General features: G+C 71.8%; 22 protein-coding genes. 18 read left to right on the top strand and 4 right to left on the bottom strand.

Annotation, left to right across the window (positions count from 1 at the left end):
- Nucleotides 1–70: 70 nt before the first annotated feature.
- From mqnC to ACQRUO_RS01520, 5 genes are all read left to right on the top strand, one after another.
- On the top strand, nt 71–1,291 hold the full coding sequence (gene mqnC, locus ACQRUO_RS01540) for a cyclic dehypoxanthinyl futalosine synthase (protein WP_428313805.1): 1,221 nt from the start codon (nt 71–73) through the stop codon (nt 1,289–1,291).
- Nucleotides 1,292–1,304: 13 nt separating this feature from the next.
- Nucleotides 1,305–1,904 (top strand): imidazolonepropionase-like domain-containing protein, encoded by a 600-nt coding sequence (locus ACQRUO_RS01535; protein ID WP_428313804.1) that lies wholly within the window; start codon nt 1,305–1,307, stop codon nt 1,902–1,904.
- A gap of 206 nt (nt 1,905–2,110) precedes the next feature.
- Nucleotides 2,111–2,674, top strand: coding sequence for a hypothetical protein (locus ACQRUO_RS01530; RefSeq protein ID WP_428313803.1), 564 nt, complete (start codon nt 2,111–2,113; stop codon nt 2,672–2,674).
- A 104-nt stretch (nt 2,675–2,778) separates the two neighbouring features.
- A complete protein-coding gene (locus tag ACQRUO_RS01525) occupies nt 2,779–3,477 on the top strand; it encodes a demethylmenaquinone methyltransferase (RefSeq protein WP_428313802.1) in 699 nt (232 codons plus the stop codon).
- 84 nt (nt 3,478–3,561) lie between these two features.
- Nucleotides 3,562–4,845, top strand: coding sequence for a geranylgeranyl reductase family protein (locus tag ACQRUO_RS01520; RefSeq protein ID WP_428313801.1), 1,284 nt, complete (start codon nt 3,562–3,564; stop codon nt 4,843–4,845).
- A gap of 67 nt (nt 4,846–4,912) precedes the next feature.
- Here ACQRUO_RS01520 and ACQRUO_RS01515 read toward each other — a convergent pair whose 3' ends face one another.
- On the bottom strand, nt 4,913–5,359 hold the full coding sequence (locus tag ACQRUO_RS01515; RefSeq protein ID WP_428313800.1) for a MarR family winged helix-turn-helix transcriptional regulator: 447 nt from the start codon (nt 5,357–5,359) through the stop codon (nt 4,913–4,915).
- An 81-nt stretch (nt 5,360–5,440) separates the two neighbouring features.
- Between ACQRUO_RS01515 and ACQRUO_RS01510 the strand changes: the two genes are divergently transcribed.
- The gene (locus ACQRUO_RS01510) at nt 5,441–5,884 is read left to right on the top strand and encodes a hypothetical protein (protein ID WP_428313799.1); all 444 of its coding nucleotides are present in this window, start codon (nt 5,441–5,443) and stop codon (nt 5,882–5,884) included.
- Nucleotides 5,881–7,443 (top strand): multicopper oxidase family protein, encoded by a 1,563-nt coding sequence (locus tag ACQRUO_RS01505; protein ID WP_428313798.1) that lies wholly within the window; start codon nt 5,881–5,883, stop codon nt 7,441–7,443. Before ACQRUO_RS01510 ends, ACQRUO_RS01505 begins: the two co-directional genes overlap by 4 nt.
- Nucleotides 7,444–7,525: 82 nt before the next feature.
- Here ACQRUO_RS01505 and ACQRUO_RS01500 read toward each other — a convergent pair whose 3' ends face one another.
- Nucleotides 7,526–8,230, bottom strand: a complete 705-nt coding sequence (locus tag ACQRUO_RS01500) for a peptidylprolyl isomerase (RefSeq protein ID WP_428313797.1) — start codon at nt 8,228–8,230, stop codon at nt 7,526–7,528.
- Between the two features lie 251 nt (nt 8,231–8,481).
- Between ACQRUO_RS01500 and ACQRUO_RS01495 the strand changes: the two genes are divergently transcribed.
- Nucleotides 8,482–9,513, top strand: a complete 1,032-nt coding sequence (locus ACQRUO_RS01495) for a serine hydrolase (protein ID WP_428313796.1) — start codon at nt 8,482–8,484, stop codon at nt 9,511–9,513.
- An 80-nt stretch (nt 9,514–9,593) separates the two neighbouring features.
- Here ACQRUO_RS01495 and ACQRUO_RS01490 read toward each other — a convergent pair whose 3' ends face one another.
- Entirely contained in the window at nt 9,594–9,800 is a 207-nt protein-coding gene (locus ACQRUO_RS01490; protein WP_428313795.1) for a hypothetical protein, read from the bottom strand.
- Nucleotides 9,797–10,120, bottom strand: coding sequence for a hypothetical protein (locus tag ACQRUO_RS01485; protein ID WP_428313794.1), 324 nt, complete (start codon nt 10,118–10,120; stop codon nt 9,797–9,799). The genes ACQRUO_RS01490 and ACQRUO_RS01485 overlap by 4 nt, the downstream gene beginning before the upstream one ends.
- 125 nt (nt 10,121–10,245) lie before the next feature.
- Between ACQRUO_RS01485 and ACQRUO_RS01480 the strand changes: the two genes are divergently transcribed.
- From ACQRUO_RS01480 to nuoH, 10 genes are all read left to right on the top strand, one after another.
- Nucleotides 10,246–11,088, top strand: a complete 843-nt coding sequence (locus ACQRUO_RS01480; protein WP_428313793.1) for a helix-turn-helix domain-containing protein — start codon at nt 10,246–10,248, stop codon at nt 11,086–11,088.
- A complete protein-coding gene (locus tag ACQRUO_RS01475; RefSeq protein WP_428313792.1) occupies nt 11,064–11,276 on the top strand; it encodes a DUF397 domain-containing protein in 213 nt (70 codons plus the stop codon). Before ACQRUO_RS01480 ends, ACQRUO_RS01475 begins: the two co-directional genes overlap by 25 nt.
- 543 nt (nt 11,277–11,819) lie before the next feature.
- Nucleotides 11,820–12,179 carry an NADH-quinone oxidoreductase subunit A gene (locus ACQRUO_RS01470; RefSeq protein ID WP_428313791.1) on the top strand — a complete coding sequence of 120 codons (360 nt, stop codon included), beginning with the start codon at nt 11,820–11,822 and terminating at the stop codon, nt 12,177–12,179.
- Nucleotides 12,180–12,239: 60 nt separating this feature from the next.
- Entirely contained in the window at nt 12,240–12,794 is a 555-nt protein-coding gene (locus ACQRUO_RS01465) for a NuoB/complex I 20 kDa subunit family protein (protein WP_428313790.1), read from the top strand.
- A gap of 74 nt (nt 12,795–12,868) precedes the next feature.
- Nucleotides 12,869–13,558, top strand: a complete 690-nt coding sequence (locus tag ACQRUO_RS01460) for an NADH-quinone oxidoreductase subunit C (RefSeq protein WP_428313870.1) — start codon at nt 12,869–12,871, stop codon at nt 13,556–13,558.
- Entirely contained in the window at nt 13,558–14,907 is a 1,350-nt protein-coding gene (locus ACQRUO_RS01455; RefSeq protein WP_428313789.1) for an NADH-quinone oxidoreductase subunit D, read from the top strand. Before ACQRUO_RS01460 ends, ACQRUO_RS01455 begins: the two co-directional genes overlap by 1 nt.
- Nucleotides 14,908–14,933: 26 nt before the next feature.
- A complete protein-coding gene (gene nuoE / locus ACQRUO_RS01450) occupies nt 14,934–15,644 on the top strand; it encodes an NADH-quinone oxidoreductase subunit NuoE (RefSeq protein WP_428313869.1) in 711 nt (236 codons plus the stop codon).
- The gene (gene nuoF / locus ACQRUO_RS01445) at nt 15,644–17,008 is read left to right on the top strand and encodes an NADH-quinone oxidoreductase subunit NuoF (RefSeq protein ID WP_428313788.1); all 1,365 of its coding nucleotides are present in this window, start codon (nt 15,644–15,646) and stop codon (nt 17,006–17,008) included. Before nuoE ends, nuoF begins: the two co-directional genes overlap by 1 nt.
- Nucleotides 17,005–19,461: an NADH-quinone oxidoreductase subunit G gene (locus ACQRUO_RS01440; protein ID WP_428313787.1), complete on the top strand. Its 2,457-nt coding sequence runs from the start codon at nt 17,005–17,007 to the stop codon at nt 19,459–19,461. Before nuoF ends, ACQRUO_RS01440 begins: the two co-directional genes overlap by 4 nt.
- The gene (gene nuoH, locus ACQRUO_RS01435; protein WP_428313786.1) at nt 19,462–20,898 is read left to right on the top strand and encodes an NADH-quinone oxidoreductase subunit NuoH; all 1,437 of its coding nucleotides are present in this window, start codon (nt 19,462–19,464) and stop codon (nt 20,896–20,898) included.
- Nucleotides 20,899–20,900 lie beyond the last annotated feature (2 nt).

Below are 20,900 nucleotides of genomic sequence, written 5' to 3'. Positions count from 1 at the left end.
GCCACCCCGTCCTGGCAGCCCGGGGGCGCTACCCGGGGACAACACGTGGACAAGGAAAGAAGGCCACCAGGTGTCCGAGCTCGCCGCGAACCCCGATGCGCCCAGCACCGACCTGCAGGCCGCCCTCGACCGGGCCGCGGCCGGCGGGCGGATCTCCGCCGAGGAGGCCCTGGAGCTCTACCGCTCGGCGCCGCTGCACGCGCTGGGCGCCGCGGCCGACGCGGCCCGCCGCCGGCGCTACGCCGGCACCGAGCACATCGCGACGTACATCATCGAGCGCAACATCAACTACACCAACGTCTGTGTGACGGCGTGCAAGTTCTGCGCCTTCTACGTGCCGCCGAAGAGCGACCAGGGCTGGTCCCGCGACCTGGACGAGATCCTGCGCCGCTGCGCCGAGACCGTCGAGCTGGGCGGCACCCAGGTGATGTTCCAGGGCGGCCACCACCCGGACTACGGGGTGGAGTACTACGAGCGCGCGTTCTCCGCGATCAAGGCCGACTTCCCGCAGCTGGTGATCCACTCGCTGGGCGCCTCCGAGGTCGATCACATGGCCCGGATCTCCGGCGTGACGATCGAGGAGGCGATCACCCGGATCCACGCGGCCGGCCTGGACTCCTTCGCCGGCGCCGGCGCCGAGCTGCTGCCGGAGCGCCCGCGCAAGGCGATCGCCCCGCTCAAGGAGTCGGGCGAGCGCTGGCTGGAGATCATGGAGACCGCGCACCGGCTGGGCGTGGAGTCCACCTCCACCATGCTGATGGGCACCGGCGAGACCAACGCCGAGCGGATCGAGCACCTGCGGATGATCCGCGAGGTGCAGGACCGCACCGGCGGCTTCCGCGCCTTCATCCCCTACACCTACCAGCCGCAGAACAACCACCTGAAGGGCTCGACCCAGGCGACGGTCTTCGAGTACCTGCGGATGATCGCGATCGCCCGGCTCTTCCTGGACAACGTCGCGCACATCCAGGGCTCCTGGCTGACCACCGGCAAGGAGGCCGGCCAGCTCTCGCTGCACTACGGGGCCGACGACCTCGGCTCGGTGATGCTGGAGGAGAACGTGGTCTCGGCGGCCGGTGCCAAGCACCGCTCCAACCTGACCGAGCTGATCCACCTGATCCGCACCGCGGGCCGGGTGCCGGCCCAGCGCTCCACCACCTACCAGCACCTGCGGGTGCTGGACGACCCGGCGAACGACCCGGTCGACCCGCGGGTGGCCTCGCACATCGCCTCCACCGCGATCGAGGGCGGCACCGCGCACCCGGAGCTGACCATCCTCTCCACCACCTGAGCGGCCGCTCGCCGTGCTGACCCTGCACCGGGCCGCCGTGCTGACGCCCGCCGCCACCGCCCCGCCGGACGACTCGGTCGCCGACGGGGCGGTGCTGGTGCGCGGTGACCGGATCGCCGCGCTCGGTCCGTACGCCGAGCTGGCGGCGGCCCACCCGGAGGCCCGGCTGCGCGAGTGGAGCGGGGCGCGGCTGACCCCGGGGGAGGCGCACCCGTACGGCGCGCTGCTGTTGGAGGGGTACTACCACCCGGACCCGCGCGAGGGACTCGGCGTCACGCCCCGGCCGCTGCCGGTCGGCGGCGTCCCGGCGGGGCAGTACGGCGGCCTGGGTGGCAGCGCCCGGCGCGGGCTGCAGCTGCTGCTGCGGCACGGCGCGGTGGCGCTGGCCGGCCCGTTCGAGAAGCCCGAGGTGCGGGCGGCGGTGAGCCGCTCGGGGCTGCGGGTGCTGGCCCCGTTCGAGCCGGCGCAGGCCGTGCCGATGCCCGGGTTCGACGGGGTGCCGCAGGGGGCGCTGACCGTCGGGGAACGGGCGGATTTCGCCATCTTCCAGCGGGAGACCGGTGAGTGCCTGGGCACGGTACTCGCCGGTAGGTTGGTCTACCGCGGGCGCTGATCCGGCGCGGCCCAGTGGCGGGAAGGGCCGTCGGTCGACGAACTCATCGATCGTGCACCCGTTCTGATCCCGGCTCGCCGTGACCTGAGGGCCGGTCAGCGGTTACGATCCCGGTCGGCCCCCCACCACCCGTCCCCGGTGGCAGCGGGTCCGCGTCCGCCATGCCTAGGGAAGCCAGGTCAGTCCCGCCCATGCGATCCCCGTCCGTGTCCGCCGTCCCGAGGATCGGCCGTGGCTGGTACCTCGCGGCCGTGCTCAGTGCCGTGCTGGCGCTCGGCATGTGCCTGCTGGGCTGGCGGCAGGCCGAGCTGGCCGACAAGATCGCCGCCGACCCGGTCCGGGTGCAGGGCACCATCACCCGGCTGCCCGACGGGAGCACCACCTACAGCGGCGTCCGCTACCAGGCGGGCCCGCAGCAGCGCACCGCCACCGACCTCCCGCTGCCCGACAAGGCCCGGGTCGGCGACCCGATCTGCCTGGACTACGCCGCCAGCGACCCGGGTGCGGTGCGCCCCTGCGACGAGCACTACCCGCAGGTGGTCGGGGTGCGGCTGGCCCAGATCAGCGTGCCGCTGGCGCTGCTGCTCTGCCTGCTCTGCGTGTTGCGGATCACCCGGCACCGGCGGTTCGTGAACACCCGGTTCCGGTCGGCCAAGGTGGTCGCCACGGTGGCGCTGGCCACCGAGGCGCTGGCCGAGGGGATGCCGGCGATCACCCACGGCAAGCGGTCGCGCCGGCGCCGCAAGGGCGGGCGGCGCGCGGCGCGCTGACCCCGCGGACCCGGCCTCCTGGCGGCGCCCGCGTCGCGCCCCCGGTTACCGGCCGGTCGAGCCCCGGGGCCGGGCACGGTGGCGCAGGGTGAACAATGGGGTCCGTGACCCGAGCCAATCTGGACAAGCAGCCGCACGAAGTCGCCGCCATGTTCGACGACGTCGCGGCCAAGTACGACCGGACCAACGACGTGCTCTCGCTCGGCCAGGCCCGCGCCTGGCGCCGGGCGGTGGCCGAGGCGGTCGAGGCCGGGCCCGGCGACCTGGTGCTCGACCTCGGGGCCGGCACCGGCACCTCCTCGCTGCCGTTCGCCGCGGCCGGCGCCAAGGTCGTCCCGTGCGACTTCTCGATCGGGATGCTCGCCGAGGGCAAGAAGCGCCACCCCGAACTGCCGCTGACCGCGGGCGACGCCACCCGGCTGCCATTCGCCGACGACAGCTTCGACGCGGTCACCATCTCCTTCGCGCTGCGCAACGTGCACGACACCGAGGCGGCGCTGAGCGAGCTGCACCGGGTCACCAAGCCCGGCGGCCGGGTGGTGATCTGCGAGTTCTCCACCCCCACCTGGACCCCGTTCCGCACGGTCTACACCGAGTACCTGATGCGGGCGCTGCCGCCGGTGGCCAACCGGGTGAGCAGCAACCCGGACGCGTACGTCTACCTCGCCGAGTCGATCCGCGAGTGGCCCGACCAGCCCGCGCTGGCCGCCAAGTTGCAGCAGGCCGGCTGGACCAAGGTGGCCTGGCGCAACCTCACCGGCGGGATCGTCGCGCTGCACCGCGGGACCAAGGCCGCCGGCTGACCTGGCCGAGCCGCCCGGGTAAGGCGCCGTAGACTGCTCGGGATCGTCCGCCAGCCGTTGCCCGCCCCCAGGAGAGTGCCCGCCGTGACCGAGACCGCCGTCGAGAGCTCCGCTGACGTCATCGTGGTCGGGGCCGGCCCGGCGGGTTCGACCACCGCCTACTACCTGGCCCAGGCGGGCCTGGACGTGCTGCTGCTGGAGAAGACCTCCTTCCCGCGCGAGAAGGTCTGCGGCGACGGGCTGACCCCGCGCGCCACCAAGCAGCTGGTGGACATGGGCATCGACGTGTCCACCAAGAACGGCTGGCTGCACAACAAGGGCCTGCGGATCATCGGCGGCGGGGTCCGGCTGGAGCTGGACTGGCCCGAGCTGGCCTCCTTCCCGGACTACGGCCTGGTCCGCAAGCGCGCCGACTTCGACGAGCTGCTGGCCCGTCAGGCCGAGAAGGCCGGTGCCCGGCTGTACGAGCGGTGCAACGTCAGCGGCCCGGTGCTGGACGACCGCACCGGCCGGATCATCGGCGTGACCGCCAAGCTCGGCGAGGAGAAGCGCGAAGTCTCCTTCCACGCGCCGCTGGTGGTGGCCGCCGACGGCAACTCCACCCGCCTGTCGCTGGCCATGGGCCTGCACCGGCGCGAGGACCGGCCGATGGGCGTGGCCTACCGGACCTACTTCACCTCGCCCCGCAGCAGCGACGACTACCTGGAGTCCTGGCTGGAGCTGTGGGACACCCGCGGCGGCGAGCGCAAGCTGCTGCCCGGCTACGGCTGGATCTTCGGCATGGGCGACGGCACCTCCAACGTGGGCCTCGGCATCCTGGACTCCTCGCCGGCCTTCGGCGAGCTGGACTGGCGCGAGGTGCTCAAGTCCTGGTGCGCGAGCATGCCGGCCGAGTGGGGCTACACCCCCGAGAACATGACCGACCCGATCCGCGGCGCCGCGCTGCCGATGGCCTTCAACCGCCAGCCGCACTACACCCGCGGCCTGCTGCTGGTCGGCGACGCCGGTGGCCTGGTCAACCCGTTCAACGGCGAGGGCATCGCCTACGCCATGGAGTCCGGGCAGCTCGCGGCCGGGGTGATCGTGCAGGCGATGGCCCGGGTCACCACCGGCGGCCGGGAGCGGGCGCTGCAGGCCTACCCGGCCACCCTGAAGGACGTCTACGGCGGCTACTACTCGCTGGGCCGCGCCTTCGTGAAGCTGATCGGCAACCCCAAGGTGATGCAGCTCGCCGCCCAGCGCGGGCTCACCCACCCGATGCTGATGCGCTTCACCCTGAAGCTGCTGGCGAACCTGACCGACCCGCAGGGCGGGGACGCGATGGACCGCATCATCAACGGCCTGGCCAAGGTGGCCCCGAAGGCCTGACCCGGCGCGACGGCCCGGGCGGTCGCGCCCGGGCGGTCGGTCAGGGGCAGCCGGCCCGGGCGGTCGGTCAGGGCAGGTCGCAGGGCAGCGTCTCGGCCAGCGCGAACCGTTCCAGCAGCGCGCCGAACTGCCGCTGCTCGGCCGGATCCAGGCATGTCAGCAGCCGGCCCTCGGCCCGCTGCGCGGCACCCAGGATGCCGGTCAACAGCTCCTCGCCGGCCGGGGTGAGGGCCACCGCGTGCGCCCGCCGGTCGGTCGGGTGGGGTGTGCGGACGGCGAGGCCGCGCGCCTCCAGCTCGTCGACGCTGCGCACCATGGCCGACTTGTCGGCGCCCACCCGGACCATCAGCTGGCGCTGGGACTGCGGCCCGTAGTGGCCGAGTTGGAGCAGGATGCCGGCCAGCCGGTTCTCGATGCCCAGCGGCTCCAGTTCCTCGGCGAAGGCCAGGGCGGCCCGCCCGTGGGCCCGGCGGAGCATCATGCCGAGGGCGGGGTACTCGTCGTGTTCGTTCATGGGATCCCTGAGTATAGTGCTCGCACGAGACAGTCTCAGATGGGACTATCTCATGTGACACGACACTAGGGGGAAGTTCGCATGTCGCACAGATGGCCGCTGCTCGCGTTGCGCGGAACGGCGATCGCCGTCGCCCTGCTGGCCCTCGCCCAGCCGTTCCTGGCCGGCGGCTTCCTGCAGGGCTACTACCCGATGCTGAAGGCGCACCAGATCGCCGCGATGATCCTGGCCACCTTCGTGCTGCTGGCGGCGCTCGCCGGGGTGCTGGTCTGGCGGCTGGTCCCGGGGGCGAAGGCCGGGGCGGCGATCCAGTACACGGTGCTGCTGGTGCTCGTCACCGCGCAGATCACCCTCGGGTTCTCCCGGGTACTGCTGCTGCACGTCCCGCTGGGCGTGGGGATCTTCGTGATGGCGGAGAAGTTCGCCGTCGACGCCTTCAAGGTCGGGGCGGCCGGGCCGGTCGAGCCCGCCGAGCCGGTCGGGTCCGCCGAGTCGGTCGAGCCCGCCGCCGAGGTGACCACGTGAGCCTCGACCGGCGGCGGTTCCTCGCGGCGGGCGCAGGGGTGCTGGGCGCCGGCGTGGTGCTCGGCGGCACGCCGTTCCTCGGCAAGCTGATCCCGGGCGGCCAGCCGGGCGTGCTGATGCGGAGCGGGCTCCCGCTGCCGCCGCGCTACCAGGCGCAGCTGCCGATCCCGCCGGTGCTCCGGCCGACCCGCAGCGACGCCACCACCGACTACTACGAGATCACCGCCCAGGTGGGCCAGGTCCAGCTGCTGCCCGACCACCTGACCGAGGTCTGGGGCTACCAGGGCAGTTTCCCCGGCCCCACCATCGAGTCCCGCTCCGGGCGCCGCACCCAGGTCACCCACCGCAACGCGCTGCCCCACCCGACCGCGGTCCACCTGCACGGCGGCCACACCCCGCACGACAGCGACGGCTACCCGCTGGACCTGATCACCCCGGCCGGCGGCTCGCCCACCGCGCTGGGCACCATGGCCGGGATGCCCGGGATGGGCTCCGCCACCGGGCAGCCGCAGCGCGACTACGTGTACCCGATGAACCAGCGGGCGGCCACGCTCTGGTACCACGACCACACCATGGGCTTCACCGGCCCCAACGTCTACCGCGGGCTGGCCGGCTTCCACCTGGTGCGGGACGACGAGGAGGCCGCCCTCGCCCTGCCGCAGGGCCCGCGCGAGCTGCCGCTGATGATCACCGACCGGGCGTTCACGGCGGACGGCGGCTTCGCCTACCCGGCCCTCGACCCCGACCAGGGCCGCCCGGGCGTCACCGACGCGTACATGGACGGCGTGCTGGGCGACGTGATCCTGGTCAACGGCGCGCCCTGGCCGGTCGCCGAGGTGGACCGGGCCCGCTACCGGCTGCGCCTGCTGAACGCCTCCAACGCCCGCCGCTACCGCCTCGAACTGGACCCGCAGCCGCCCGGCGGCGGTGGCCTGGTGCAGATCGGTTCGGACGGCGGGCTGCTGGAGCGGGCCGTGGCGCAGGACGCGCTGGAGCTGGCGCCGGCCGAACGCTTCGACGTGGTGGTGGACTTCGCCCGCTACCGGCCCGGGACCCAGGTCCGGCTGGTGAACCGGCTGGGCAGCGGCTCGACCGCCGAGGTGATGCGGTTCGACGTCGGCAGCGCGGCGGTCACCGACGACTCCCGGGTGCCCGGCGCGCTCACCCCGCTGGAGCGGCTCGACCCGGCCCGGGCGAAGGCCACCCGCACCTTCGTCTTCCAGCGCGGCGGCAGCGGCTGGACCATCAACGGCGAGAGCTACCGCCCCGGCCACTCGCTGGCGCAGCCCCGGCTGGGCGACGTGGAGATCTGGCGCTTCGTCACCGACGTCCACCACCCGGTCCACGTCCACCTCGACCCCTTCCAGGTGCTCGGCCGCGACGCCGGCGCCCCGGGCCGCTACGACCGGGGCTGGAAGGACACGGTGGACGTGCTCCCGGCCCAGGGGGTGGAGGTGGCGGTCCGGTTCACCGACTACGCGGGCGCGTTCCTGCTGCACTGCCACAACCTGGAGCACGAGGACATGGCGATGATGGCGGAGTTCAGCACCACCGAGTGACCGCACTACCGAGTGACCGTGCCGCCGAGTGAGCGCCCCGGTGGCCCGCCCCCGGACGGGTGGGCCACCGGGAGTTCGGGGGTCAGTGCTTGCTGATCTTCACCGACTTGATGTCCACCGGCAGGTTCGGGAAGCCGTCGCCGGGGTTGTTCTGGTCGTCCTCGCCGCCGGCGGCGATCTTCTGCAGGACGTCGAGGCCGCCGGTCACCCTGCCGAACGGGGTGTAGGCCGGGGGCAGCTTGGTGTCCTGCCAGACGAAGAAGAACTGGCTGCCGTTGGTGTTCGGGCCGGCGTTGGCCATCGCCACGGTGCCGGCCGGGTAGGTGGCGCCGGTCAGGTTCTCGTCGTTGAAGGAGTAGCCCGGGCCGCCGCTGCCGGTGCCGGTCGGGTCGCCGCACTGCAGGACGAAGATGCCCTTGGTGGTGAGCCGGTGGCAGTGGGTGCGGTTGAAGTAGTCGTGCTCGGCGAGGAACCGGAACGAGAACGTGGTGCACGGCGCGTCGGCGGTCAGCGCCTGGAAGGTGATCGCGCCCTGACTGGTGCGCAGGGTGGCGTGGTACGGCTGGGCGGCCTCGGTGGCGTCGAACACCGGAATGCCCTTGAACCGGTCGGCCGGGACCGCCTTGGTGAACCCGCAGTTCGGCGTGGTGCCCGCAGCGGCGGCCGCCCGCGGGGCCGCGGCGGCGGGCTTGGCGTCCGGCGAGACGGTGGCGGCCGAGGCGGCGCTGGTCGCGCAGAGCACCAGGGTGGCGGCGGCAGCGGTCGCGGCGAGGCGGGTGCGGGCCATGTGGGGACCTTTCGGGAGCCGGCTCAGTGCGCATGGGGTGTCATGCGCACAACGTCATGCCCAGGAGTCACACCACTCATGCCTACGAGATGGTCATTGCGAACGAACGGGCGATGAAGTCCGTGTGGAGGCCGCTAGTCTCCTGAGGCAACGTCAGGGGCCGGATCCAGCGTCATGGGAAGCGCGTGATCAACGCGCACGGCCCCCGAGCCGCCCGAACTGCCCGAACTGCCGGAAGGATCCCACGACCGATGACGGTCTCCGACTCGCTTCGCATACGCCGCCCGCTCGCCCGGCTGGCCACCGGGGCCGCGGTGGCGCTGCTGGCGTCCGCCCTGCCCACCGCCGCCTGGGCGAGCGGCGTCCAGCCGAACTCCCCGGGCTACTGCTCCTCCGCGCAGAACCCGCAGCTCGCCGCCCAGCTCTCGTCCGACATCTCGGGCGCGCTGGCGAGCCGGACGGACACCTACGCCTTCACGGTGGCGGACGACACCACCGGCATCACCTGCGCCTTCCAGGCCGACCAGCACTTCGACTCGGCGAGCGTGGTCAAGGTGATCATCATGGGTGCGGTGCTCCGCCGGGCCGAGGACCAGCACCGGTACCTCACCGACTTCGAGGACAGCAACATGACGCAGATGATCACTGCGTCCGACAACGACGCGGCCACCGCGCTCTGGAACGACCTCGGGATGGCCCAGCTCCAGTCCTTCCTCGACCTGGCCGGGATGCACGACACCCAGCTCGGCCAGAACGGCTACTGGGGCCTGACCCAGATCACCGCCGCCGACGAGATGAAGGCGCTGGACGTCTTCGTCAACCAGACCGTGATCACCCCCTCGGCCAAGGCGTACGCCCTGGGCCAGATGAGCCAGGTCGAGGCCGACCAGCGCTGGGGCACCCCGTTCGGCGCGCCGGCCGACGTCACCGTGCAGGTGAAGAACGGCTGGCTGCCGCGGGCCACCCACGGCTGGCGGGTGCACAGCCTGGGCATCTTCACCGGGACCGGCAAGAGCTACCGGATGGCGGTGCTGACCCAGGACAACGCCGAGGAGTCGGACGGCATCGACACCATCCAGGCGGTCGCGGCCGTGGTGCACCGGGACCTGAACGGCGGCGCGGCGAGCACGGCCGCGAAGCGTCGGGCCGGGGTCGCGCCGCAGGCCCACCCGGGCGGGGCGGCACCCGAGGCGCCGGGGGCGTCCGCGGCGCCGAAGGGCACCGGGGTCTCGGACGGTTCGGCGCCGTTCGGCCCGGTCGCGTCGGGTGACTCGAAGGGCTGACGCCCGCACGGTTCAGTAGGTGCTGCCGGGGCGCCGGGTGGGGCGGAGACGTCACGCTCGGCGCCCCCGGCGTATCCGGGTCATACGGGGAAGTCCGGCGGGCGGATGGCGCGGGCGAGGCGGAGCACCTCGATCGGGAGCAGCGGGCGGAGCTGGACCAGGACGGTGCCGGCGTGGGTGATCCGCCAGCCGCTGGAGAGGTCGGGGATGTCGACGTCGGCGTCGTCCAGGGCGTCGGTCAACTCGTCCAGGGCGCTGAGGGCTTGGCGGTGGGCGCGGAGGTTCACCGGGCATCCACCAGCCACTTGGCGTCGACGTCCCACTCCTGACCCCCGCGCTCGGGGCGCAGGTAGACGACGTGGCCGACCCGGTCCATCACGACACCCAGCCGCCGGTTGAGCACGTCGTGGACCAACTCCCCGCGCCGGACGGGGGAGTGGGGGTGCTCCGGTGGCTTGATCGTGCGGTCGTCCGGCGGGGCGGGGTAGGCGGGCGCGAGGCGGAGCAACGCCTCGGGGCGACCGCCGCAGTCGGCCGGACACTCGCAGGACGGCAGGCCGCGGTCGAAGGTGGGGGGCGGTGGGGTGTGGATCTGGTGGCTGGTCATGGCTGACTTTCTGTGCACGGTGAGGTGGGGATTCTCACGATCCGTGCATCAAGCGTGGCGCTGCGGAGTTAGCATCGCCAAGGGGGCAAGGCTTCACTAGGCCAGAATGAGATTGGGGTGTGGCGATGCCGGCTCCGAAGGAACTGGATCCCACGGCGTCGGTGGCCGCGTACCTGGGCGCGCAGGTGCGGAAGAGGCGCGAGGAGAAGGGCCTGACCCAGCGGGAGTTGGGGCTCAAGGTCTTCGTCGGGCACAACCGGATCGCCCAGATCGAGCTGGCGACCGATCCGCCGGGGCGGGACCTGATCAAGCTGCTGGACGCGGCGCTGGAGGCGAACGGGGATCTGAGCGACCTCTGGCAGGTGATGACCTGCGCAGGTATCAAGCGGTACGCGAAGGTCTTCTTGCTGCGGCAGTCCCAGGCCAGGATCATCCACGAGTTCGGTTTGGTCATCCCGGGCCTGATGCAGACCGAGGCGTACATGCGAGCGTTGTTCTCGGTCAGCGAGGCCATGGGCGAAGGCACGGTCGAGGAGAAGCTTCCGATCCGACGCGGTCGTCAGGAGATCCTCGCCAGGGAAGATCCGCCGTGGTACCGGGTCACCCTGGACGAGGCGGCGTTGCACCGCAACGTCGGCGGCCGCGAGGTCATGTGCGGGCAGCTGGAGCATCTGCTGGAGGTCAACCGGCACCCCAGGGTCGCTGTGCAGGTGGTTCCGTTCGGTGCGCTCGACGCCATCGCCATGTACGGCTCGATGTGTCTGCTCACGATGCCGGACGGTTCCCGGACTGCCTACACCGAGGGGCTGCGGACCGGGCAGTTCTTCGAGGAACCGGAGGACGTCGCCCGACTTACCGTCATCTACGATCGGATCCAGGCTGCCGCTCTCTCTCCTGAGATGTCGGCCGCCTTCATCCGGCACGTGATGGAGGAACGGTACGCATGGGACCTGCCGCCCTTGACCTGATAACCGCTGCTTGGCGCAAGTCCAGCTACAGCAGCGGGGACCAGGACAACTGCGTCGAGGTCGCCGACGGCGTCCCCTCCCTCGTCCCCGTCCGGGACTCCAAGGACCCCGCCGGCCCGGCCCTCGCCTTCCCCGCCGCGTCCTTCGCCGCCTTCCTCACCGCCCTCAAGGCCGACAGCCTTTCCTGACCCGGCCCCCGGCCCCGGCCCCGGTTCCCGCACCTCGCGGGGCCGGGGCCGACCTGTATTCAGCCGCCGCGGCCTGACACTAGTGATCTTGGCCCGGGGCCCCGCGTCCCCGCCGCAGCCGCTTGTGAACCAAGGGTCAAGCGCGTGCCTTTCCCGCGTCACCCTCCCGAGCGAGATCCACTATCACGTCAACCTGAACCCCAGAAATTTGCCAAGATCGCCGCACACTTGATATAGGAAACCGGCTCTGACCAGCCGCTTCCCCTGGAAAAGTGACTGTTTGCGACCATATGCGTTCGTTGCGTTCATATCTCGTGTCTTGTGGCCATGGCTACGGGTTCGCGAGGTGGCGTAGATCACAAAGATCCCCTTGAACCGCGTGTCGCAGATCACAAGCCGACGGGCATAGGATGCGCTCGGTCCGGGCTTTGTGAACTGCCTCACATGAGGTGGATCTCGGGAACCGGACCGCCGGATCACCGGAGGGTGACCCGGCATATCCGATCTGCAGTCATGGCTGACTGCACGGAGGGAGCGAGGCGGATGAACGCCTACGTGCCGATCCTCGTACTCGGTGCCATCGCGGCGGCGTTCGCGGTCGGTTCCGTCGTGATGGCCTCGCTGACCGGCCCGAAGCGGTACAACCGGGCCAAGTTGGAGGCCTACGAGTGCGGCATCGAACCGACACCGCAGCCCGCGGGCGGCGGACGGTTCCCGATCAAGTACTACCTGACGGCGATGCTCTTCATCGTCTTCGACATCGAGATCGTCTTCCTCTACCCGTGGGCGGTCAGCTTCGACGCCCTGGGGATCTTCGGGCTGGTCGAGATGCTGCTCTTCATCGCCACCGTCTTCGTCGCCTACGCGTACGTGTGGCGGCGCGGCGGCCTGGAGTGGGACTAGCGGGCCCTGGCGACCGCGGTGCGATCAGTTGGATTCGAGGCCACTGAGAGGGATGGGTAGATGGGAATCGAGGAGAAGCTGCCGAGCGGCTTTCTGCTCACCACGGTGGAGACCGCCGCGGGGTGGGTCAGAAAGGCCTCGGTCTTCCCGGCCACCTTCGGGCTGGCCTGCTGTGCCATCGAGATGATGACCACCGGCGCCGGCCGCTACGACCTGGCCCGGTTCGGGATGGAGGTCTTCCGCGGTTCGCCGCGGCAGGCCGATCTGATGATCGTGGCGGGCCGGGTGAGCCAGAAGATGGCTCCGGTGCTGCGCCAGGTCTACGACCAGATGCCCAATCCCAAGTGGGTCATCTCGATGGGCGTCTGCGCCTCCTCCGGCGGCATGTTCAACAACTACGCGATCGTCCAGGGCGTCGACCACATCGTCCCCGTGGACATCTACCTGCCGGGGTGCCCGCCCCGCCCGGAGATGCTGATGGACGCGATCCTCAAGCTGCACCAGAAGATCCAGCACGAGCCGCTCGGCGTGAACAAGCAGCGCGCCCAGGACGAGGCCGAGGAGCGCGCCCTGCGCGCGATGCCGACCAGCGAGATGCGGGGGCTGCTCCAGTGACCGCCACCCCGAAGGACCCCGGCACCCCGAAGGGCCCGGACACCCCGCCGGCCCAGGAGAGCCCGGACGCACCCGTGGTCCCGGAGACCCGCAAGGAGATCCCGGTCGAGGTGATCGGCCGCCGCAAGGGCATGTTCGGCGCCCAGGGCAGCGGCGACACCTCCGGCTACGGCGGCCTGGACGCCGCCATCGTGCGCCCCGCGCCGGCCGAACGCCCGTACGGGGGCTGGTTCGACGAGGTGGCGGACGAGCTGGAGGGCGCCCTGGAGGAGCAGGGCCTGACCGTCTCCGCGGTGATCGAGAAGACCGTGGTGGACCGCGGCGAGCTGACCTTCCAGATCGCCCGCGAGCACCTGCTCGCCACCGTCCGCACGCTGCGCGACGACCCGGCGCTGCGCTTCGAGCTCTGCCTCGGGGTGAGCGGCGTGCACTACCCGGGCGAGCCGGGGCGCGAGCTGCACGCGGTCTACCAGCTGCGCTCGATCACCCACGGCCGGCTGCTCCGGCTGGAGGTCACCGCCCCGGACGCCGATCCGCGGATCCCGTCGGTCGTCTCCGTCTACCCGACCAACGACTGGCACGAGCGCGAGGCCTACGACTTCTTCGGCATCGTCTTCGAGGGCCACCCGGCGCTGACCCGGATCATGATGCCGGACGACTGGCTGGGCCACCCGCAGCGCAAGGACTACCCGCTCGGCGGCATCCCCGTCGAGTACAAGGGCGCCCAGATCCCGGCACCCGATCAGCGGAGGTCGTACAGCTGATGAGCACTCAGCACGAAGAATCGGCCCGGCCGTTCGAGGAGGCCGGAGCCCGCGAGACGACCGAGGGTCGGGTCTTCACCGTCACCGGTGGGGACTGGGGCGAGGTGGTCGACGCCGTCGCCCGGGCGGACGACGAACGCATCATCGTCAACATGGGTCCGCAACACCCGTCCACCCACGGGGTGTTGCGGCTGATCCTGGAGATCGACGGCGAGACGGTGACCGAAGCCCGCTGCGGCATCGGCTACCTGCACACCGGCATCGAGAAGAACATGGAGTTCCGCACCTGGGTGCAGGGCACCACCTTCGTCACCCGGATGGACTACCTCACGCCGCTCTTCAACGAGACCGCCTACTGCCTGGCGGTGGAGAAGCTGCTCGGCATCACCGACCAGGTCCCGGACCGGGCCAACGTGATCCGGGTCCTGATGATGGAGCTCAACCGGATCTCCTCGCACCTGGTCTGCCTGGCCACCGGCGGCATGGAGATCGGCTCCACCACCCTGATGATCTACGGCTTCCGCGACCGCGAGCTGATCCTGGACGTCTTCGAGCTGGTCACCGGCCTGCGGATGAACCACGCCTACGTCCGCCCCGGCGGCCTGGCCCAGGACCTGCCGCCCGGCGCGGTGGACCAGATCCGCGAGGCGGTCAAGCTGCTGCGCTCCCGGATGCACGAGTACGACAAGCTCGCCAGCGGCAACCCGGTCTTCAAGGCCCGACTGGTCGACGTCGGCCACCTGGACCTGGCCGGCTGCCTGGCGCTCGGCGCCACCGGCCCGATCCTGCGGGCCACCGGCCTGCCGCACGACCTGCGCAAGTCCGACCCCTACTGCGGCTACCAGGACTACGACTTCGAGGTCGCGGTGGCCGACACCGCGGACTCCTTCGGGCGCTTCCTGATCCGCCTGGAGGAGATGAAGCAGTCGCTGCGGATCGTCGAGCAGTGCCTGGACCGGCTGCGCCCGGGGCCGGTCATGGTGGCCGACAAGAAGATCGCCTGGCCGGCCCAACTCGCCATCGGGCCGGACGGCATGGGCAACTCGCTGGACCACATCCGGAAGATCATGGGCACCTCGATGGAGGCCCTGATCCACCACTTCAAGCTGGTCACCGAGGGCTTCCGGGTCCCGGTCGGCCAGGCCTACGCGGCGGTCGAGTCACCCAAGGGCGAGCTCGGCGTGCACGTGGTGAGCGACGGCGGCACCCGGCCGTACCGGGTGCACTTCCGCGACCCGTCGTTCACCAACCTGCAGACGATGGCGGCGATGTGCGAGGGCGGCCAGGTGGCCGACGTGATCGTGGCGGTGGCCGGGATCGACCCGGTGATGGGAGGCGTGGACCGGTGAGCAGCACTGATCTCGGCGTGCCGGCGATGCCGGCCAAGCCGTACCCGCCCGAGGTGCACCAGCGCCTCGCCGCCGACGCGAAGGAGTTGATCGACCGCTACCCGCAGTCCCGCTCGGCCCTGCTGCCGCTGCTGCACCTGGTGCAGGCCGAGGAGGGCTGGGTCAGCCCGACCGGGATCCGGTTCTGCGCCGAGCAGTTGGAGCTCACCACCGCCGAGGTCACGGCAGTGGCGACCTTCTACACCATGTACCGGCGCCGCCCGGCCGGCCGGCATCACGTGGGCGTCTGCACCAACACGCTCTGCGCGGTGCTCGGCGGCGACCAGATCTTCGCCGAGCTCCAGCAGCACCTCGGGATCGGCAACAACGAGACCACCGAGGACGGCGAGGTCTCGCTGGAGCACATCGAGTGCAACGCGGCCTGCGACTACGCGCCGGTGGTGATGGTCAACTGGGAGTTCTTCGACAACCAGACCCCGCAGAGCGCCAAGCAGCTGGTCGACGACCTGCGGGCGGGCGCCGAGGTGCACCCCACCCGCGGCGCCAGGCTCTGCAGCTTCAAGGAGACCGCGCGGATCCTGGCCGGCTTCCCGGACGAGCGCGAGGGCGCCGTCGACGAGTCCGGAGCCGGCGGCGCGCCCAGCCTGGCCGGCCTGCGGCTGGCCAAGGGCGAGCAACTGCCCGGCACCCCGGGCGCCCGAGTGGTCTCCCCGCGCGCAGAAGGGACGGAGGCGTGATGACCGCCACCGAGCCGGCCGAGAAGCTGCTCACCCCCGTGCTCTCCGCTTCCTGGGACGACCACCGGCCGTGGTCGCTGGAGACCTACCGCCGCCATGACGGCTACCTGGGCCTGCGCAACGCGCTGCAGTTGGAGCCGGACGCACTGATCGCCCTGGTCAAGGAGTCCGGCCTGCGCGGTCGCGGCGGCGCCGGCTTCCCGACCGGGATGAAGTGGCAGTTCATCCCGCAGGGCGACGGCAAGCCGCACTACCTGGTGGTCAACGCGGACGAGTCCGAGCCCGGGACCTGCAAGGACATCCCGCTGCTCTTCGCCAACCCGCACGCGCTGATCGAGGGCATGGTGATCGCCTCCTACGCGATCCGCTGCAACCACGCCTTCATCTACCTGCGCGGCGAGGTGGTCCCGGTGCTGCGCCGGCTGCACGCGGCCGTCGCCGAGGCCTACGCGGCCGGCTACCTGGGCCGCGACGTGCTGGGCTCCGGGTTCGACCTGGACATCACCGTGCACGCCGGTGCCGGCGCCTACATCTGCGGCGAGGAGACCGCGCTGCTCGACTCGCTGGAGGGCCGCCGCGGCCAACCCCGGCTGCGCCCGCCGTTCCCCGCCGTCGCCGGCCTCTACGCCTGCCCGACCGTGGTGAACAACGTCGAGTCGATCGCCTCGGTGCCGCCGATCCTGGTCCGCGGCAAGGAGTGGTTCACCTCGCTGGGCACTCCCAAGTCGCCCGGCTTCACCCTCTACTCGCTCTCCGGGCACGTCACCAACCCCGGCCAGTACGAGGCGCCGCTGGGCGTCACGCTGCGCCAGCTGCTCGAGGTGAGCGGCGGGATCCGGGCCGGCCACCGGCTCAAGTTCTGGACCCCGGGCGGCAGTTCCACCCCGATGTTCACCGACGAGCACCTCGACGTGCCGCTCGACTACGAGGGCGTGGGCGCGGCCGGCTCGATGCTCGGCACCAAGGCGCTGCAGATCTTCGACGAGACCACCTGCGTGGTCCGCGCGGTCACCCGGTGGACCGAGTTCTACGCCCACGAGTCCTGCGGCAAGTGCACCCCGTGCCGCGAAGGCACCTACTGGCTGGTCCAGTTGCTCAAGCGGATCGAGGCCGGGCAGGGCGTCCCGGGCGACCTGGAGAAGCTGCTGGACATCGCCGACAACATCAACGGCAAGTCCTTCTGCGCCCTGGGCGACGGCGCGGCCAGCCCGATCGCCTCCTCGTTGCAGTACTTCCGCGCCGAGTACGAGCAGCACATGGCCGAGCGCCGCTGCCCGTTCGACCCGGCCGCCGCCACCGTCTGGGCCGACGGCCACCGCGCCGCGGCCCCCGAGCCCGTCACCGAGAGGGAGGTGCACGCGTGACCATCGTTGATCCGGACACCAAGACGGCGGTCGAGCTCGTCACGCTCACCATCGACGGCGTCGAGGTCCAGGTCCCCAAGGGCACCCTGGTGATCCGAGCCGCGGAGCAGATCGGCACCCAGGTGCCCCGGTTCTGCGACCACCCGCTGCTCGACCCGGTCGGCGCCTGCCGCCAGTGCATCGTCGAGGTCGAGGGCCAGCGCAAGCCGGTCGCCTCCTGCACCACCACGGTCGCCGAGGGCATGGTGGTGCGCACCCAGCTCAGCTCGCCGGTCGCCGAGAAGGCGCAGCGCGGCGTGATGGAGCTGCTGCTGATCAACCACCCGCTGGACTGCCCGGTCTGCGACAAGGGCGGCGAGTGCCCGCTGCAGAACCAGGCGATGTCCACTGGCGCGGCCGACTCCCGCTTCGAGGGCATGAAGCGGACCTACGAGAAGCCGGTCCCGATCAGCAGCCAGGTGTTGCTGGACCGGGAGCGCTGCGTGCTCTGCGCCCGCTGCACCCGGTTCTCGCTGCAGGTCGCCGGCGACCCGTTCATCGACCTGGTGGAGCGCGGCGCGCTGCAGCAGGTCGGCACCGGCGAGGGCGACGACTTCGAGTCCTACTTCTCCGGCAACACCATCCAGATCTGCCCGGTCGGCGCGCTCACCTCCGCCGCCTACCGGTTCCGCTCCCGCCCGTTCGACCTGGTCTCCTCGCCCGGCGTCTGCGAGCACTGCTCGGCCGGCTGCGCGCTGCGCACCGACCACCGGCGCGGCAAGGTGCTGCGCCGGCTGGCCGGCGAGGACCCCGAGGTCAACGAGGAGTGGAACTGCGACAAGGGCCGGTTCGCCTTCCGCTACGCCCAGCAGCGGGACCGGCTGACCAAGCCGCTGGTGCGCGATGCGGCCACCGGCGAGCTGGTGGAGACCTCCTGGCCGCAGGCGCTGGCGGCGGCCGCCGAGGGGCTGGCCGGGGCCCGGGCCGCGGTGCTGACCGGCGGCCGGGTGACGGTCGAGGACGCGTACGGCTACGCCAAGTTCGCCCGGGTGGTGCTCGGCACCAACGACGTGGACTTCCGGGCCCGCCCGCACAGCGCCGAGGAGGCCGACTTCCTGGCCGCCGCGGTCGCCGGGCACGGGGTGGACCTGGACGGGAAGGGGGTGACCTACCGGGCGCTGGAGGCCGCGCCGGCCGTGCTGCTGGCCGGCTTCGAGCCCGAGGAGGAGTCCCCGATCGTCTTCCTGCGGCTGCGCCAGGCCGCCCGCCACGGGCTGAAGGTCTTCGCGATCGCCGACCACCGGTCGCGCGGCCTGGCCAAGCTGTCCGGGTCGCTGCTGCCGGCGGCCCCGGGCACCGAGGCCGAGTGGCTGGGCGCGCTGGCCGCCGAGGAGCCGCTGAGCGAGGAGGCCGGTCGGGCCGCCGAACTGCTGCGGCAGCCGGGCGCGGTGATCCTGGTCGGCGAGCGGCTGGCCCAGACGGCCGGCGCGTTCACCGCGGCGCTGCGGCTGGCGCACGCCTCCGGTGCGGCGCTGGCCTGGGTCCCGCGCCGGGCCGGCGAACGCGGTGCGCTGGAGGCCGGCGCGCTGCCCGGGCTGCTGCCCGGCGGTCGCCCGGTCACCATGCCGGCCGCGCGCGCCGAGGCGGCCGCCCGGTGGGGCGTGGCCGACCTGCCGGGCCGGCTCGGCCGGGACACCGGCCAGATCCTGGCCGCCGCCGCGCACGGGGACCTGGACGCGCTGCTGGTCGGCGGCGTCGACCCCGACGACCTGCCCGACCCGCAGCTCGCCGAGGAGGCGCTGACCCGGGCCGGCTTCGTGGTCTCGCTGGAGCTGCGGCCCTCGGCCGTCACCGAGCACGCCGACGTGGTGCTGCCGGTGGCCGCGGTCGCCGAGAAGGCCGGCACCTTCCTGGACTGGGAGGGCCGGGTGCGGCTGTTCGAGGCCGCGCTCAAGCCGGACCAGCAGATGGGCCGCCACCTGCACTCGGACGTCCGGGTGCTGCACATGCTGGCCGACGCGCTCGGCCGGCAGCTGGGCCTGCCCGACGTCCGGGCCGCCCGGCGCGAGCTGGACGCCTTCACCCCGTGGACCGGCGACCACCCGGCCGCGCCGGCCGGTCACCCGGCCCCGCTGCCCCGCCCGGCCACCGGGCAGGCGGTGCTGGCCGGTTGGCGGCTGCTGCTGGACCGGGGCACGCTGCAGCAGGGCGACGAGCACCTGGCCGGCACCCGGCACCCGGCCGTGGCCCGGCTCTCGCCGACCACCGCGGAGGAGATCGGCGCGGGCGACCGGCTGCGGGTCAGCGGGCCGGCCGGCTCGGTGGTGCTGCCGTTGGAGGTCACCGCCGAGATGCCGGACCGCACGGTCTGGCTGCCGCTCAATTCCGTGTCCCAGGAGGGCAGCGCGTACCGGGTGCTCGGCACCACGGTCGGCCACCTGGTGACCATCGCCCCGGCAGGAGGGGAGGAGTAGATGCACACCGCCGAGTCATTGCACGGCGCCGAGCCACTGCACGGCGCCCAGGCGCTGCGCGGCGTCAGGCCGCTGGCCGACGCGAACTACCAGACGTTGAGCTTCTTCGGCCACGACCCGTGGTGGCTGATCGTGGTCAAGGCGCTGTTCTGCTTCGCCTTCCTGGTGATCAGCGTGCTCTTCGCGATCGTCTGGGAGCGCAAGGTGGTCGCCTGGATGCAGCTGCGGATCGGGCCCAACCGGCACGGCCCGTGGGGGATGCTGCAGTCGCTGGCCGACGGGATCAAGCTCGCCCTCAAGGAGGACCTGGTGGTCGCCGGGGCGGACAAGGTGGTCTACGTCCTGGCCCCGATCGTCTGCGCGATCCCGGCCTTCATGGCGATCGCGGTGATCCCGTTCGGGCCCGCCGACAACGAGATCTCGATCTTCGGCACCCGCACCCCGATGCAGCTCACCGACCTGCCGGTGGCCCTGCTCTACATCCTGGCCACCGCCTCGATCGGGATCTACGGCATCGTGCTGGCCGGCTGGTCCTCCGGCTCCACCTACCCGCTGCTCGGCGGCCTGCGCTCGTCGGCCCAGATGATCTCCTACGAGATCGCGATGGGCCTCTCGTTCGCCGCGGTCTTCATCTACTCCGGCTCCATGTCGACCTCGCAGATCGTCGACAAACAGCAGTCGACCTGGTTCGGGGTGCTGCTGCCGGTCTCCTTCATCGTCTACCTGATCGCGATGGTCGGGGAGACCAACCGGGCGCCCTTCGACCTCCCGGAGGCCGAGGGCGAGCTGGTCGGCGGCTTCAACACCGAGTACAGCTCGCTGAAGTTCGCGATGTTCATGCTCGCCGAATACGTCAACATCACCACCGTCTCGGCGGTGGCCAGCACGCTCTTCCTGGGCGGCTGGCGGGCGCCGTGGCCGATCTCCTCGTTCTGGGTCGGGGCCAACCACGGCTGGTGGCCGATGCTCTGGATCGTGCTCAAGATCCAGCTGCTGCTCTTCTTCTTCATCTGGCTGCGCGGCACGCTGCCCCGGCTGCGCTACGACCAGTTCATGAAGCTCGGCTGGAAGGTGCTGATCCCGGTCTCGCTGGTCTGGCTGGTGATGGTGGCCAGCGTCCGGGCGCTGCGCAACGAGGGCCGCGGCTTCGGCCAGGTGGTGCTCTGGGTGGGCGCGCCGGTGGCAGCGGCGCTGCTGATCTCGCTGGTCTGGGACGCCCTGCGGAGCAAGGAGAAGCCGCAACCGTTCGAACCGGCCGCGGAGTTCGACCCGCTGGCCGGCGGCTACCCCGTCCCGCCGCTGCCCGGCCAGCAGCTGCCGCCGGTGCCGCGCCGCCGCAGCCGGGTGCCCAAGGCCACCCCGCCGCCGCAGCAGCTCGACGACGGGCAGCAGTTGGAAGACGCGCTCAACGGCGCCAACCATTCCGAAGGGAGCTGAAC

This window comes from Kitasatospora sp. LaBMicrA B282, from assembly GCF_050325825.1.
In the GTDB taxonomy this organism is placed as follows: Bacteria; Actinomycetota; Actinomycetes; order Streptomycetales; family Streptomycetaceae; genus Kitasatospora.
The sequence above is the reverse complement of the archived record's forward strand: the minus strand, read 5'-3'. Positions and strand labels throughout refer to the sequence as shown.